The organism is Streptomyces sp. NPDC048389 (assembly GCF_040706335.1).
In the GTDB taxonomy this organism is placed as follows: domain Bacteria; phylum Actinomycetota; class Actinomycetes; order Streptomycetales; family Streptomycetaceae; genus Streptomyces.
Window position 1 is genome coordinate 102,922 of the sequence record NZ_JBEZKP010000016.1, and the last position, 14,400, is coordinate 117,321.

13 protein-coding genes and 4 pseudogenes are annotated in these 14,400 nt (G+C 68.6%); 8 read left to right on the top strand and 9 right to left on the bottom strand.

Features of this window, described 5'->3' with window-relative positions:
* Positions 1–88 precede the first annotated feature (88 nt).
* The 3 genes from AB0903_RS14690 to AB0903_RS14700 form a co-directional block, all read right to left on the bottom strand.
* Positions 89–871, bottom strand: a complete 783-nt coding sequence (locus tag AB0903_RS14690; protein WP_366702612.1) for a hypothetical protein — start codon at positions 869–871, stop codon at positions 89–91.
* Positions 817–1,482, bottom strand: a complete 666-nt coding sequence (locus AB0903_RS14695) for a hypothetical protein (protein WP_366702614.1) — start codon at positions 1,480–1,482, stop codon at positions 817–819. Before AB0903_RS14695 ends, AB0903_RS14690 begins: the two co-directional genes overlap by 55 nt.
* 788 nt (positions 1,483–2,270) lie before the next feature.
* Complete coding sequence (locus AB0903_RS14700; protein ID WP_366702616.1) at positions 2,271–3,740, bottom strand: ATP-binding protein; 1,470 nt, start codon at positions 3,738–3,740, stop codon at positions 2,271–2,273.
* Between the two features lie 672 nt (positions 3,741–4,412).
* Here AB0903_RS14700 and AB0903_RS14705 point away from each other — a divergent pair.
* Together AB0903_RS14705 and AB0903_RS14710 are read left to right on the top strand one after the other, a co-directional pair.
* Positions 4,413–4,841, top strand: a complete 429-nt coding sequence (locus AB0903_RS14705; RefSeq protein WP_366702618.1) for a DUF6262 family protein — start codon at positions 4,413–4,415, stop codon at positions 4,839–4,841.
* Positions 4,838–5,188 (top strand): DUF3846 domain-containing protein, encoded by a 351-nt coding sequence (locus AB0903_RS14710; RefSeq protein WP_366702620.1) that lies wholly within the window; start codon positions 4,838–4,840, stop codon positions 5,186–5,188. The genes AB0903_RS14705 and AB0903_RS14710 overlap by 4 nt, the downstream gene beginning before the upstream one ends.
* A 64-nt stretch (positions 5,189–5,252) precedes the next feature.
* Here AB0903_RS14710 and AB0903_RS14715 read toward each other — a convergent pair whose 3' ends face one another.
* From AB0903_RS14715 to AB0903_RS14725, 3 genes and pseudogenes are all read right to left on the bottom strand, one after another.
* Entirely contained in the window at positions 5,253–5,567 is a 315-nt protein-coding gene (locus AB0903_RS14715; protein WP_366702622.1) for a hypothetical protein, read from the bottom strand.
* Positions 5,564–6,172, bottom strand: a complete 609-nt coding sequence (locus tag AB0903_RS14720) for an SMI1/KNR4 family protein (protein WP_366702624.1) — start codon at positions 6,170–6,172, stop codon at positions 5,564–5,566. Before AB0903_RS14720 ends, AB0903_RS14715 begins: the two co-directional genes overlap by 4 nt.
* Before the next feature lie 224 nt (positions 6,173–6,396).
* A pseudogene (locus AB0903_RS14725) lies at positions 6,397–6,810 on the bottom strand (DUF4259 domain-containing protein); the annotation flags it as partial.
* 14 nt (positions 6,811–6,824) lie between these two features.
* Here AB0903_RS14725 and AB0903_RS14730 point away from each other — a divergent pair.
* From AB0903_RS14730 to AB0903_RS14740, 3 genes and pseudogenes are all read left to right on the top strand, one after another.
* A complete protein-coding gene (locus tag AB0903_RS14730; RefSeq protein ID WP_366702626.1) occupies positions 6,825–7,679 on the top strand; it encodes an IS5 family transposase in 855 nt (284 codons plus the stop codon).
* Positions 7,676–8,074, top strand: a complete 399-nt coding sequence (locus AB0903_RS14735) for a hypothetical protein (protein ID WP_366702628.1) — start codon at positions 7,676–7,678, stop codon at positions 8,072–8,074. Before AB0903_RS14730 ends, AB0903_RS14735 begins: the two co-directional genes overlap by 4 nt.
* Before the next feature lie 18 nt (positions 8,075–8,092).
* Positions 8,093–8,911: pseudogene (locus AB0903_RS14740) on the top strand (IS5 family transposase); the annotation flags it as partial.
* A 318-nt stretch (positions 8,912–9,229) separates the two neighbouring features.
* On the opposite strand, the gene AB0903_RS14745 reads toward AB0903_RS14740, so the two are convergent.
* Both AB0903_RS14745 and AB0903_RS14750 read right to left on the bottom strand, forming a co-directional pair.
* Positions 9,230–9,724, bottom strand: a complete 495-nt coding sequence (locus tag AB0903_RS14745; protein WP_366702630.1) for a DUF1877 family protein — start codon at positions 9,722–9,724, stop codon at positions 9,230–9,232.
* 90 nt (positions 9,725–9,814) lie between these two features.
* Positions 9,815–9,901: pseudogene (locus tag AB0903_RS14750) on the bottom strand (ATP-binding protein); the annotation flags it as partial.
* Positions 9,902–9,914: 13 nt separating this feature from the next.
* On the opposite strand from AB0903_RS14750, the gene AB0903_RS14755 reads away from it, so the two are divergent.
* Entirely contained in the window at positions 9,915–10,244 is a 330-nt protein-coding gene (locus AB0903_RS14755) for a GntR family transcriptional regulator (RefSeq protein WP_366702632.1), read from the top strand.
* Here AB0903_RS14755 and AB0903_RS14760 read toward each other — a convergent pair.
* On the bottom strand, positions 10,227–10,415 hold the full coding sequence (locus tag AB0903_RS14760) for a hypothetical protein (protein ID WP_366702650.1): 189 nt from the start codon (positions 10,413–10,415) through the stop codon (positions 10,227–10,229). The genes AB0903_RS14755 and AB0903_RS14760 overlap by 18 nt on opposite strands.
* A gap of 288 nt (positions 10,416–10,703) precedes the next feature.
* Here AB0903_RS14760 and fxlM point away from each other — a divergent pair.
* Positions 10,704–12,786: pseudogene (gene fxlM, locus AB0903_RS14765) on the top strand (methyltransferase, FxLD system).
* A gap of 89 nt (positions 12,787–12,875) precedes the next feature.
* Positions 12,876–14,009 (top strand): hypothetical protein, encoded by a 1,134-nt coding sequence (locus tag AB0903_RS14770; RefSeq protein ID WP_366702634.1) that lies wholly within the window; start codon positions 12,876–12,878, stop codon positions 14,007–14,009.
* The last annotated feature ends 391 nt before the right edge of the window (positions 14,010–14,400 follow it).

The window sequence follows — 14,400 nt, forward strand, 5'->3', positions numbered from 1 at the left end:
AGGCGGCGGCCGCCCAACGGCCACAGACGGTGCGGTGTCAGATCTGCACGGCTGGTGGAGAGTGCGTAGAGAAACGGGGGCCGGCCTGTCAGACGGTATGTGTCGATCTCCCGGTGCCTGGCCAGCAGGGCGAGCCAGGGGAGTGGACCCGCTCGGCGTCGTAGCGGCGGTGTGGACGCGGGTGCGAGGCCAGGGCGGAGGGGATGTACAGCGACATCAGGTACTCCTCGGCCTCCGTCCTCATGTCTTCGGCGACGGGGGAGTCCGCGGCCATGCGCAGCCGTTCCTGGAGCGGCGTCCGGTCCCAGTCCCACGGCCGCCACGGCCGGTCCGCGTATTCCGCCTCGAAGCGCCGCAGCAGCGCCTGGTGGCCCCACCGGGACACAAGTTCGGCGGGGTCCCTGCGGTCGCCCGGGGCTCCGTCGGTCCGGGCGCGGTAGGCGTGTGCGACGACTGTCAGACGCCAGGGCGTGTTCAGTTCCCGGGCCAGCGGCCCGTCGGGGGCCGTGTGTATGTCCTCCAGCAGCGGATCCCACCGGTCGGAGCTGCCCCCGTCCAGCCATGCGCTGTGCCGCCGGAGGTACGCCAGCGCCGTCTCGCCCGGCACATCGAGAAGCTCGGCCCGGGCCGCGCCCGCGAGTGGAACCGGTACCCCGAAGCTCTCGTACACGCTCGTCCGGCAGGTGACGACCACGTTCCCCGACCGCCGCCGGTTGTCGCGCAGATACGCGAGCAGCGCCCGCGCGCGGGGACGGGCGGTCTCGTCCCGGCCGTCCAGCTCGTCCAGCCCGTCGAGCACGAGGACCGCGTCGTCGATCACCCGCTCCACGAGCCCCGGGGGCCGGGCGTAGGTGCCCGAAACCTGCTCCACGAGCCAGCTCCGGAACGCCCGGTGAAATCCCTCGTCCGCCGACCCACTCCTTTCGGCGGGCCGGACCACGACGACAGAGGCAGCAGGACGGGCACTCCGCACGCGCCCTCCGCATGCCGGGCCGCCAGTTCCAGGGTCAGGGCCTTGGCGAGCAGCGACTTGCCGCCGCCTGACCCGCCAGTGACCGCGAGCCGCCGGCCGCTGCCGGCCGGCAGTGCCAGGTAAAGGTCCGCGATGCGTTCCCACTCCGCCTCGGAGACGGCCCCGGGCCCGTCGTCCGGGCCGCCCGGCGGCGACGCGAAAAGGAACCGGACCGGCATGATCACCCGGCTCGGACCCAGGATGTTGTCGTACTGGCTCCGCTCGTGGGCGCGGACGGCATTGGCGAGAACGCCTTCCGCGCTGTTCTCCCGCTCCCGCAGGTACTGGCGGATGGTGAACACGAGCCCCAGGCCGGCGAGGAGGGCGCCCAGCCCGCCCATCAGGGCGCCGAACGGGTCCACATCCCCCTTCGGCAGCGAGCGGAACAGACTGACGGCCCCGGCACACGGCAGCACGACGCCCAGCACGGCCCCCGCGCACCACCAGCGAGTGCGCCCCCGTACCCCCACGCAGAACCCTCCGCCCCGGTTCCCCGCCATCGTCCCCCTCCGCGCCCCCGCGAAGATCGCGGAACCCGCATCAGACGGAAGCGTTACCCCAACGGCTCGTTCCCCTCACTTCCTTCAGAGGCCGAGGAACAGGACACCCAGAGCTCGCTCCTCACGCCCTTCCATAGACAACTCCCCTTCTCCACTTGACTCTGTCGGGAATCTTGACCGCTGCCGTGTCGGCTGACGGCTCGCCAGGAACGCAGGCGCGGATGGCTTTGCCGGTCGAGGCAGTCCTGGGTGGCGGCCGTCGGACGTCGTGGAGGCGCGCCTGCGCCGGGAGGTGATGGCTGCGATGTGATCGAGCCGGACAGCCTGGACGTTGCGGACCTCGTCGGCACGACCCGGAGGACACCGATTGCCTTCCGCTTGACCACCTCTCCTTTCAACGCCCGTGCCGCCCCAGTGAGGTTCTTCCTCACCAAGTGCTGCGCATGACGACCGACTTGGCGGAGGACGGTGAGGAGGCGGTCTTGTTCGCGAGCCCGATCCCGTCGCCTTTGCTGCCGTGTTGTCCGGGCAGCTTGGCTGCGTCGCCCGCGAGCGGAATGAAGCAGGCCGCTCCGAGGCCAACCCCCGAGCGCGTGTCCACGGCGGAGCGGCCAGGGTCCACTGCGTCGTATCCGTGTGCCGACCACGGGGACGCGCCTCGGGGGATCTACTGGCGAAGGAGGCATGCTGCGGCTCTCCGGGACGCGGGCAGAGGTAGCGGCCATGTTCCCCGTGCAGGGGCGGTGACTGCGACCGGGTCAGTCGCCGTGATAGAGGCGAACCGGATCGATCAGCTGGATGGCGGGGTCGTTCTCGGCGAGGTGGCGCAGTTCGACGGTGAAGCCGGTGCCGCTGTAGCACTGCAGCCGGGTGACGTCGGTGGCGGTGCCGCGCGCGGTGAGGAGAGCACGGACGTGCCGGAGACGTTCGAGGTGGCCCTTTCCCATGACGTCGTTCCAATTGACTTCGCCGATGGCGAGTAGCGCTTCGCGGCCGTCGTCGGTCTCGCCATGGACCGCGACGTCGACCTCGTGGCTGGTCTTCGCGGCAGGATCGTTGACGGTCCCGCCGGCGACCCTTGTGACCTGCCCGCCGTGGGCCGCGGGGGACGCGTGCCAGCGGGCCCACTCGCGGCAGACCTGTTCGAAGTGCGGGCCGACAACCTTGCTGCGGAAGGTGGACCGGGCGCGGTGCCAGACGGCGGGGGCGCGTCCGGGGCGTTCCAGATCGCCCCAGGCAGGGCGCATGACCGCGTGGTAGAAGGCGATGAGAGGTTCGGCGATGCGGTAGGCGGAGCGGTTGCGGCGGAACGCGTCGGCCTCGTGGGTGATCAGGCCGACGTCCTGGAGGACGCTGAGCGGGTGGGCGAGGTCGGTGGACTTGCGGCCGAGGTAGTCGGCGATGCCGCCGCGTGCGGCGTTTCCGGCGGCGATGGCGGCCAGGACGGAGTGGTAGAGCGCGGTGTCGTGGAGTTCGGGTTCCTCTGCGAGCAGGTAGCGGGCCTCGCGGAAGAGCGGACGGGCGGGATTGAGGACGGCGCGGGTGACCCAGGCGTCGAAGTCGTGGGGCCCGGCGGGGGCGTCGCCCTGGGTGAACTCGCGGCGGTAGGCGGGGGTGCCGCCGACAATGGCGTGGGTGAGCAGTGCGGTGCGCGGGTCGGTGATCTCCCAGAACTCGGCGGCGAGGCGGAAGTCCAGGGTGGGGACAACGAGTTCCAGGCCGGCGCGGCCGCGCAGCGGGGCGTTGCCGGCGAGGAGTCCGCCCATGAAGGACAAGGCGGAGCCGCACAGCAGGAGCCGTACGGGGGTGTTGGTGTGCTGAGCGGCGGGGTCGAGAGCGCGCTGGATGATCGAGGGGAGGGCCGGGGACGCCTTGGCGAGGAAGGGGAACTCGTCGATGACCGCGATGGCGGGGCCGCCCCTGTCGGCGATGCGCATGAGCTCGGTGACGGCCTCGTCCCAGTGGGTGAAGCGAAACGGGGTGGGCTGGTCGCGGTGGCGGGCGAGGGCTTCGCCGAACTGGCGCAGGGCGTCGGTTTCGGTGGTCTCGGTGGCGGTGAACATGAAGCCGCCGCTTGCCCGCGTGACGGCGTCCAGGAGGAAGGTCTTGCCCTGGCGGCGGCGGCCGGAGACCACTCCGAGGGTGGCGCGCGGGCCAGGCAGGGCGGCGAAGCGGGTCAGCTCGGCCCACTCGAAGTCGCGGTCGAACATCTCGGCAGGTTTGTCCACGGCACACCTCTATATGGATAGGTGCACTTATTATATCTGGACTTATTCATAAGTCGTTTTCATTCGTGCGTGCGTGTCCGGCATTGGCCCCGGACGATGGCGAGGCCGGGATCGGGCGGGTCGGCGGGGGTGACCGACGGGGGTCATCGCGATCGCGGATCACCGTGGAGGCCGCCGTCTTGCGCCGTGAAGTGGCAACCCGCCGGCATCCGAACCGGCATGACTGTCTCGCTGGTCGCGAACGTCGCGGCCGCTCCTGCAGTCCGCTCACGGCGGACAGGCGGTGCGTCCCGGCCGCCTGTCAGTCACGGCGGGATCCCGGCAGAAGGCGCCGTCGGGCCGGCGACCTCAGGGAGCGTGCGGAGCCGTCCACATCCCGGTCCCACCAAGGCGCGCGTCAGCGAAGCGTGTCGGCGGCCTGGCCGTGCGGCCGCCATCAAATGATCAGTTCGCGGACAGGCTTTTACAGGCACGGTGCTCGCTGGCGGGTGCGTGACACCGCCCGCTACGGCGAGCCCATGAGCGACGACAACGTCTCGCTACGCGGCCGCTGCGAGGAGACAGCCGCCCTTGACGGCATCCTGCTTGCCATCGACCGCGTCAGGCAGGCAGACGGCACGGTTATCCCAGTACGCGGAGCCGGAGCCCCATAGCACCGGGACGGAACCGCAGATGGCTGACCGACGCACACAAGCCCTCGCCACCGCGACCCGTCAGCGGACGGAACGAGCCGAGAAGGCCGTCGAGAAGGCACTTCGGCACGCCTGTTCCGCCCATGGACCAGTGACGATCGCCGGCATCGCGGCCGCAGCCGGCGTCTCGGCCGACTTCATCTACAAGCACCAGAAGTTGCGCCCTCAGATTGAAGCCCTGCGCCGCTCCAGGACAGCGGCTTCCCCGCGCGCGGGCGGGCATACCGACTCCGACGCCGAGGCTGCGGAAAGCACGCTGATCAGGCGACTCACACAGCAACTGGCGCAGATCCGCAAGCAGCATAGGGAAGAGATCACCGAACTCCGCGCCGCGCTGGAGGCCGCCCATGGCGAACTGCTGGTCCTGCGCCGACGCCTCCAAGACGACCAGTCAGCGAACCCGAGGTGAAGGCCCTGTCCATCCCTGTCAACGGCAGGCCGACCCTTGTCGGCCTCGGCGACGACGGCGGCTGCGGGTTCATCCGCTCCCTCTGCGCAATTATCGGAGCCGAATGCGTCGAATGCGTCGCCGTCACCGACCGATGGGACGCCTGGCTCGATGAGGAGAGCGCCGTCAAGAAGCAGCCGCTCAACGAAGCGGCGACCCGGCTCACACATGACTACGGGACCATGGCCAGACTCCGCGGAACCGTTGTCATCGTCGGAGCGGACCGGGGTGCCAACGTCTCCGTCAGCCTCTCACCTGATCAGATCGACACCCTTCGCTGCCGAGCCGCGGATGCACCGCACTGGTGAGGGGGCCGCCCGGTGCCCCCAGAATCGACGGGCTTCTGCGTATGCATACGGCTATGACAGGCGATCATGTTCGCTGGAAAGCGATGGTCTGACGGGCTGCGGCCCAGGCATGCTCGAAGGCCGTAGCGGTCAGTGCCTCTGGGCTGTGGCCCTCCCATTCCGAGATCGGAATCTGTGCAGTCAAGCCGAACTCGGACTCGTAGTCGGCGAGCTGACCGGTGGCCTGAGCGCCCAACCACTCTGCGAGTGATGCAGCGGCGACCGGGGTCTGCCTTGGTCCTTGGAGCTCGATCTGCCTGGTGACTTGGCCGGCATCGTCGACCTCGAAGTAGAACCAGACATCTTCTTCATCCCAGTAGCAGCGAATCCAGGTCATCACTTGGCGGGTCGCGCCTCCCGGCTTGGCTCTGCGTGGGCCTGGCACCTTGCCCGGAGTCGCGTGGCCGGGGAGGTGAGCTCCAACGCCCGGTTGTCGCGACCACTGGCCATGTGATCGAGCCAGCGCTCGTACCAGGCCAAGAAGTCGCTGGCTGATGAGACGTTGGGACCCCAGAAGCCGTCACTGTTCCCGGTGATGATCCGCCCAGCCAGGGGCCCGGTGATGCCGAGAAGGACCAGATCGCTGCAGCCGGCTTCGATGATGTTCAGGAAGAGATCGCCCTCGGCAGTCCGTTGGTCGACTGCTGTGAAGCCCCGTGGGGTCCCACGCTCACCTTGGGGGTCCATGGTGAGCAGGTAGCACCTGTCCAGGGGCAGCAGTCCGTAGAAGGGTGCGGCCCCGCTGCCACCGAGTCCGGTGAGGAACGCGCGGTAGGGGGCGGGTAGTTCGATCTGGGTGTCCGCCTCGAACCGGGATACTCGGGCTGCCGACAGCGGCGGGGTGAGCCGGAACTCGTGCCGTTCCTCACCGAACGAGTGGCTCCGCTGCTGAGCAAAAGGGATCGCGGCCAGCTTGCGTCGCAGGCGGGGTATGCGGGAGTCCATGGGAACTCTTCTCTCATGTCACCTGGCAATTTAGCGAGCGGATGCTCCGACGTCATGCTCGCTGTCGAGGCGGTTCCTTCACGGCCGGCCGCCGGAGCCGGTCGGGTCGAGAATCTGTCGAAGCCCGACGATGCCTTGCCGCCACGGGCCCTCAGCATCGGCCTCCCCCAAAGCGACAAGAGCTCGGACGGCTTGATGAGTACTCGATCGAGAGCTCGAACGGCCAGGAGCCGCAGGTCGGCGGGCAGCGGTGGCAGAGGCTGCTTTGGCCCATAGGGCGTGGTGACAGGGCTTCCTCCAGGGACTTGCGCGGCGATCAGGGCGGCTGCGGCGACGGCCTGGGCACCCTCGTCGCTCTCCAGATATCCCTCGGTGCTGATCGTCCGCAGAAGCGCCTCGCGAAGGACAGCTTCCCGTTCGCCTTCGACTGCCTCGTCCAAGTCGCCGGCGAAGTCGGCGGCCGTGTCGTTGTCGAAGGGTCCGGAATCCCAGGTGCCCATCATTCCTCCTGCATAGCGTCGGTGCTGGGAGAGCCTGCCAGAGTGCACTGAGTGGACGTTAAGTCCGATCTTCCCTAGTTTGTGATCGCTCGATCGTGGTACTGATCGCCGTACGGGGCGACCGTTCGCCATGTGCATGCTGGGATGCGGGCATGGACCGAAGACCGTATCCGAGCGACTTGTCGGATGAGCATTGGGCGTTGATTGAGCCGATGATCACGGCCTGGAAGCAGGCGAGGGTGGCGCGGTCGGCGACCGGTGATCCCGGGGCCTGCGATCTGCGGGAGGTCGTGAACGCGATCTTCTACCAGAGCCGGACGGGCTGTCAGTGGCGCTACCTGCCCCATGACCTGCCGGCCTGGTCGGCGGTGTTCTACTACTTCACGCTGTGGCGCCAGGACGGCCTTGACCAGCGGATCCAGGAACTCCTGCGCTGCCAGGTCCGGGAGAGAGCCCGGCGATTAGAGGACCCGTCCCTCGTGATCATCGACACCCAGTCCGTGCGCGGGGCCGCCGGTGTCCCGAAGACCACGACGGGACTGGACGCCAACAAGAAGGTGTCGGGCCGCAAGCGGGGACTGGCGGTCGACGTGCTGGGGCTGATCATCGGCGTCGTTGTGCTCGCCGCATCCGCCCACGACAACGCCGCCGGCACCGCCCTGCTCGACCAGGCCGCCGAGCGGTGCGGGATGCGTCTGGAGAAGGCTCTGGTGGACCAGGGCTTCAAGGACGAGGTCCTCATCCACGGTGCCCTGCTGGACATCGACGTCGAAGTCGTCCGCCGCAACCCGGCTGACCAGGGCAAAGGCTTCGTCCCGCAACCGAAGAGGTGGATCGTGGAGCAGGTCAACGGCACGCTGATGCTGCACCGCCGACTGGCCCGCGAGTACGATCACCGGCCCGACACGTCCGCCTCGCGCGTCTACTGGGCCTCGATCGCGAGCATGACCCGCCGCCTCACCACACCGAGTCCAGCCTGGCGCGGCACCCTCGGACTGGCCGCGTGAACGTCATCGAACTCCTGGCCGACCTCCAGGCCCAGCACGACAAGACCGCAGCCCGTGCCGACGAACTGCGTGACCAGATCCAGCACTTGACCGCCGCCCTGACCGAGACCGAAGCGCGACTCGCGAACCTGGTCACCACCCGGAAGGTCATCGCCGAACTCGCACCGGCTTCAGGCCAACCCGCACCGCCCGAGACGAACACCGCCCACCAGGCCATCGTGAACACCTTCAACCAGCATCCCGATCAAGAGTTCCGAGCCCGTGAGCTGCACGAACTCCTCGGCATGCCCACCGACGAGGCATCCGTCAACATCACCCGAAGCCGCCTCGGACGCCTCACCCGCCAAGGCTTCCTCACTCAACCCGGACGAGGCCGCTACCAGAAGCGGACTTAACGTCCACTGAGAAGACCTGTGCCCGTGCTGCCGTTGTGGCTCACTGAACCGCTCTGGGACCAGTTCGCGGTCCTGCTGCCCGTGCGGCCGGAGTACCATCCGGACCATCCGCTCGGCTGCCACCGCAGGCGCATCAGCGACCGGATCATCTTCGACAAGTTGCTGCAACTGCTGTGCTTCGGCTGCTCTTACGAGGCGATTGCCGACAAGACCTGCTCGGCCACCACGATCCGCAGCCGCCGCGACGAGTGGATACGACTGCGCGTCTTCGCCGCGTTCAAGCAGATCGCGCTGGAGTCCTACGACCGGATCGTCGGTCTCGTCCTCGACCAGATCGCCGTGGACGGCTCCATCACCAAAGCCCCCGGAGGCGGCGAGGCGGCCGGGCGTTCCCCGGTCGACCGCGGCAAACAGGGCCTGAAACGCTCCGGCATGACCGACGGATACGGAATTCCCCTGGGACGCGTTCTGGCCGGGGCCAACCGCCATGACTCCCCGCTACTTGCCCCGACCCTGGACCGCCTGGACGACCTCGGACCCCTGCCCGACGACATCACCGTGCACCTGGACGTCGGCTACGACTCCGACAAGACCCGCACCCTGCTCGCCGAACGCGGCCTGCACGGCCGGATCGCGGACAAAGGCGAGAAAGCGCCCATCCAGGCCAGTCAGAGGTGGGACGTGGAGCGCACCCACGCCTGGCAAAACGCCTTCCAGCGCCTCGCCCGCTGCTGCGAGCGCCGGACCACCGTCATCGACATGTTCTTCGACCTCGCCGACACCATCATCACCGTCCGCAGCCTGATCCGCCGGGCATGGACGACCCACCGTTGGGACGAACCCCACACCGCCGCCCATGACTACACACCGACGGTGGCATGCGGGGCGCGCCCACTACCCAACCGCCCCGCAAAACGCGTTCCACCGCCTTGCCCACCGCCACGAGCGCCAACGCGTTCCTCGCCGACGGCTGCGACGACTCCGACGGCATCGACCTGGACCAGGTCCTGGTGGCACGGACGTGGGCGACCAGCCGCCCTGGCCCGCACGCCTGTCGCCAAGCCGCAGACACCGCAAGGGAGTTGCCCGACCACGCCCGCGAGATGCTCACGAACGGCCATGTCGCCGACCAGGGGCACACCGAGAAGCCGATTCTCACTCGTCGAAGAGGATCATGCCCTCACCTTTTGTCGCGGCGTCGGCGAAGAAGCGGGTGAGTTCCTCGTAGAACGACTTGTCGTAGTCCTTGCGCCGCCCCCGGTCAGGCACCAGGGCCACACCCGCCGTGGCCATCTCCTCCGGATCGGCCTGGGCGACGAGCGCGTCGAACGGGCGCTGCCCCAAGGCTGCCGCGATCGCCGCCACCTCAGCGGGAGTCACGCGATTCGGCTCGAACGGCATGTCGCCGAACTCGGACTGCAGCCAGGGCTCGACGTCGTCCGGCTGCGGAATGAATCCTTCGCTGCTCTGCAACTCGACCGTTGTCCCCCCGCTCTTGAGCAGGAATTCGAACAACTTCAGGGACCTCGTCGGTATGGAGAGGCCGTAGTCGACGCCCTCTTCCTGATACCACTCGACCAGCGCGGACCAGTCGTCGGTGTACCGGGTCAGCTGCTCAGGGGAGAAATTGGCGTAACTCAGTGAGGTCATGCCCGCAGGTTAATTGCCGCTACCGACAGAGAGCTCCGGCCCGCGGCCTCACCGTGCGACCGGTAGGTCGATCTCCGCCTGTACCGTCTTTCAGAGCGAAGGGCCCGAAACCACACCCCAGCGGTCGGCCAGTGCCTCCACCAGGAGGAGGCCGCGGCCCGACTCCGCGGTGGGGTCGGTGTGCCGTTGGGTGCGGCTCTCGTGCACCGAGCCGGGCACCCATCTGCCCGCTCTGGCCAAGATCGCTCGGGATCTCCAGCTGCCTGCGCCGGTGGTCCGGTCCGCTCTGGAACAGCTCGCCACCGAGGGGCTGGTGACCCTCCACGACGGCTACCACCTCTACAGCGTCGTCACGATGACCCCGACCGAGCGCGCCTACCGACTCATCCGGACCGTGATCCACCACAGCTACCTGCCCGGCGAGCGGTTCATGAACCGCGATGAGATCGCCCGGACGTTCGAGATCGGCACCAAGGAAGCCGCGGCAGCGGTCGCCAGCTGGTCACTGAGGGGCTGCTGACGGGGCCGCGTGGGCAGTACGTGGCGGTTTTGTGTCGATGTGGAAGTCGTCGATGGTGAAGCCGCCGGGCATGGCCGTGCGCAGCGGGAGCGGCTTGACCACCAGGACGTGGCCCTGGGCGGTCAGTTGTTCGCGCAAGTCGCCGGTGCCGTAGGCGGAATCGCCGAGCACGGTCAGCGTCCCTCGTTCTGGTCTTCGTCGCTCAGTAATCACAGAGCGTCGCAACTCCATGATCACCGGGACTTGCGCCCGTTCTGCTGCCGGTGTCCCCAACCGCGCCTATCCGCGTGGCCTCTTATGGCCACGGCGCTCATTCAGGACGAGGAAGGCGGCCCCGGCCTACTCGACGGCGCCGCCGGCATAGCCCTGGCCCTCCTCGCGCCCAGCACCGCCGCACCACCCCGGTCCGCCTGGGACGCGTGCCTCCTCATCGCTTGATCCACCGACCGAAGGACCTCTATGCCTCCCGACCGCTGGCAGCAGCACAACATCACCTTCGTCGACCGCGAGATTGCCCGGCGCACCATCGCCGAACGCCTCGGCCCCACCCTGATCGAGGCCGAGGCCGACGGGCAGCTCACCGGCTGGTGGTTCATGAACAAGCAGCCCTGGCCGCTGCGTTACCTCGCCGACAAGCCCTCACCAGCCATTGAGTCGTTCCTGAGCGATCTCATCGGCGACGGCGTGACCGTGTCGTGCCTGCCCTGCGTCTACGAGCCCGAGACCGACACGTTCGGCGGCCCGGAGGCCATGGACGCAGCCCACGAACTGTTCCACAGCGATTCCCGCCACCTGCTCACCTATCAGACGAGCCCGATGCACTTGGGACGCCGGGGAGACCGCCGTCCTGCCGGCGAGCGCCATGATGCGCGGCGCCGGACTCGACTGGTTCGAACAGGGCGACGTATGGGCGAAGGTCGCGACCCTTCGACCGGCCATCGCCCCACAACCGTTCGAACGAGCCGCCGAACTGGCTCCGGCCATGCGCAAGCTCATGACCGCCGACGCCCACAGCCTCTGCCGCCCTGGTGGCCCACTCCACGCTCACGAGGAATGGGTGACCGCCTTCGAACGGGCCGGTGCCACGCTCGCCGACCTCGCAGCCCGCGGTGCCCTCACCCGCGGTCTGCGCGCCGTCATCGCCCACCACGTGATCTTCCACGCCAACCGCATCGGTCTCCTCCGGGACGACCAGAGCGCCCTGTCCCACATCGCACGAGAGGTAGTCATGGAAACGAGTGACCACACCGCGTCGCCCACCGACGCAACGGCCGACATCGATAGCGTCAGCGCGGTGAACACCGACACGATCACCACCCCCACGGCGGATGCCGAGCGCCTCCGCAACGCCCTGGTCGACCGCCTCCGCGCGGACGGACACGCCCGCACGCCCGCCGTCGAGACCGCGTTGCGGATCGTACCCCGCCACGTGTTCGTGCCCGACGCGTCCCTCGAAGACGCCTACGCCAACGCACCTGTGCACATCAAGTACGACACCGACGGCACGTCCATCTCCTGCGCCTCCCAGCCGGGCGTCGTCGCCCTCATGCTGGACCAGCTCGACGCCCAGCCCGGCGAGCGCATCCTGGAACTCGGCGCCGGCACCGGCTACAACGCCGGTCTGCTCGCCCACCTGGTCGGCGAGAGCGGACACGTGACCACCCTCGACGTCGACGACGACCTCGTGGAGGGCGCCCGCACGAGCCTCGCCGCCGCTGAGATCACCAACGTCGAGGCCGTGACCCGTGACGGGGCACTCGGCTACGCCGAAGCAGCGCCGTACGACCGGATCATCGCCACTGTGGGTGCACACGGCGTGCCGCACGCTTGGCTGCAGCAGCTCGCCCCCGGCGGCCGGCTTCTCGTCCCTCAGCGCCTCAAGGGCACGGTGTCCCGCTCCATCGCCTACGAGCAGCGTGACGGCCGGTGGGTGTCCCTCGGCAGCGAGATGAACACCTTCATGCCGCTTCGGCGGGGCATCGCCGACGACGACCGCCGAGTGATCCCGCTCAGTACGGACGGCGCCGTACGACTCCAGGCCCCCGCCGGGCTCAGCGTCGACGCCGATGCCCTCACAGGTGTACTAGACCAGCCGCGCACCGAGGAGTGGACCGGCATGACGGTCCGCGCCATGGAATCGCCGGAGTGGATGGAACTGTTCGTCACCTGCTCCCTCCCCTCCGGCCTGATCCGGATGCTGTTCCCCCAGAGCGCCAAGGGCACGCTGCTCACCGAGGACCCCTACCCCTCGTCGACCGCGATCGTCGACAAGGGTGCCGTCACCTACCTCGCCCGGCGCGTGTCCAAGGAGAAGACCCCCGAAGGCGACAGGCTCTGGGAGTTCGGCGTCATCGGCCACGGCCCCGGCAGCGACGAGCTGGCCGCGAAGGTCGCCGACGCCATCCGTACCTGGGACTGGGAGTACCGAGGCCGTGAGGCCACGTTCGAGATCCAGCCTCTCGACGCCCCCGAGATCGAGCGGCGCCCCGGTCTCTTCGCCCTCGACACGCCGCTGAACCGCATCGTCGTCGACTGGCGATGACGCCCCACGCGTAGCGGACGGTGCCCGTCGGCACACGGCCGGCGGGCACCGTCGTTTCAGCAGTCCTCACTCTCGACCCCGGGGGATCCATGGACCCACACGGCTCCATAGCCCAGCGTTTCCCGCTCGTCGCCCGATTCCGACCCGCCTGCCTGCCCCTGCCTGAACGCGTACGCGCACTCGTCGACCTGGCAGACACCGCGGTGAAGAAGGCCGACCAAGGACTCGCATCGGCCGTCTACAACCAGGCTGCGCTCATCGCCTCCGACCTCGACCTCCCCGACCTCGCCCGCGCGATGTGCCACCGGCACGCCGCCGCCTACCTTCATGCCTGCCCCCTGCCCGGCATGAGCGCGATCCGAGGACTGGAACCGGTCGTCAACCTCGCTCGCCTCCAGATCCGCGCCGGTCACGCCGATGAGGGCCGTCAGCGACTCCTCAGCCTGTACAAGGCCGTCGAGACGGGCACAGCCGCCCGGTTCGAGGGCGTCAACGTACCTGCGAACCTCACTGCGACCGGCGTTGACCGTCACGAGGTTCGCGCGTGGCTGTGGCGCGTCCTCCTCGCCGACGGCACGCGCACCCTCACCACCAAGGGGCGCTGGGCCGAGGCGCTGGTACACATCGAAGCCCACCACGGCATCGGAAAGCGGATGCTCGACGGTCGGCAGGTCGCCGTACTCGCCGCCCTCGTTGCGGGTGACACCGCGCGGGCCGCTGATCTCCTTGCCGACACGATGCCCGGCGACCCGTGGGAACAAGCCGTCACGGCATGCCTGACCGTTCTATGCCGCCGCGACGCCGGGCAGCCGACCGACGGCCACCTGACAGACCTGGTGACGGCCTACTCCAAACGGAAGACCGAATCCGGGATGACCGTCTTCGACACCCGGCTCGGACTCACAGTCCTCGACGCGATCGGGCCCGCCGAGGCGCTCACCGCGCACCGCATCGTCGAGGACCTCCACTGCGGGACGACGGACGCCGAAGACGGCTATGCGGCCCGCGAGAACTTGGCTCACTCTCTGTTCACCGAGATCGCCACGGACCGGCAAGTGCAGGACTGTCGCGCACTGGTGCGCTCCTGCGCCCTTGGCGGAGGGCTCCTCCCGGACAAGCTGCGAGGAGAACTGACGGCGGCTCCGCGTGCCGGCGACCGCGTGATCAGGGAAAGCCTCGCACGTTCCTCCGATCCCGGAGGGACTCGACCCCTGTGGCTCTGACGGTGTCGAGCCCGACGAGGCGGAGCATCTCGGCCTGGAGTCCCTGCCGGATGATGCTGATCCGTTGGAGAAATTTCGGAGATCAACCCTCCGTCCGCTCACGCAAACGGCCCCGGACGAGACGTCCGAGGCCGAGTAGGGCCCTTCCTGGGGGACAACCCCAGGTCAGAGCGGTAACGCGTTGTGCCCCCGGCAGGATTCGAACCTGCGACACCCGCTTTAGGAGAAAACGTAAAGCGATCATGAGTTTCCGTGAGCATCGAGTGAGCCTCTGTGAGCCCTGGTTGCTTGGCCGTTACTGACTTCGGCTCGTTAGGGTGACGCTGGATCGTCGAGGGCCAGGCCGGTTCCGGCTATGAAGCCGTCGAGGGTGTCCGGCCGGTACTGAAGG

Excerpts from the sequence above, each read along its gene's own strand:
- AB0903_RS14705 (WP_366702618.1), top strand. The coding sequence starts at position 4,413 with ATGGCTGACCGACGCACACAAGCCCTCGCCACCGCGACCCGTCAGCGG.
- AB0903_RS14720 (WP_366702624.1), bottom strand. The coding sequence starts at position 6,172 with ATGGACTCCCGCATACCCCGCCTGCGACGCAAGCTGGCCGCGATCCCT.
- AB0903_RS14730 (WP_366702626.1), top strand. The coding sequence starts at position 6,825 with ATGGACCGAAGACCGTATCCGAGCGACTTGTCGGATGAGCATTGGGCG.
- AB0903_RS14745 (WP_366702630.1), bottom strand. The coding sequence starts at position 9,724 with ATGACCTCACTGAGTTACGCCAATTTCTCCCCTGAGCAGCTGACCCGG.
- AB0903_RS14770 (WP_366702634.1), top strand. The coding sequence starts at position 12,876 with ATGGACCCACACGGCTCCATAGCCCAGCGTTTCCCGCTCGTCGCCCGA.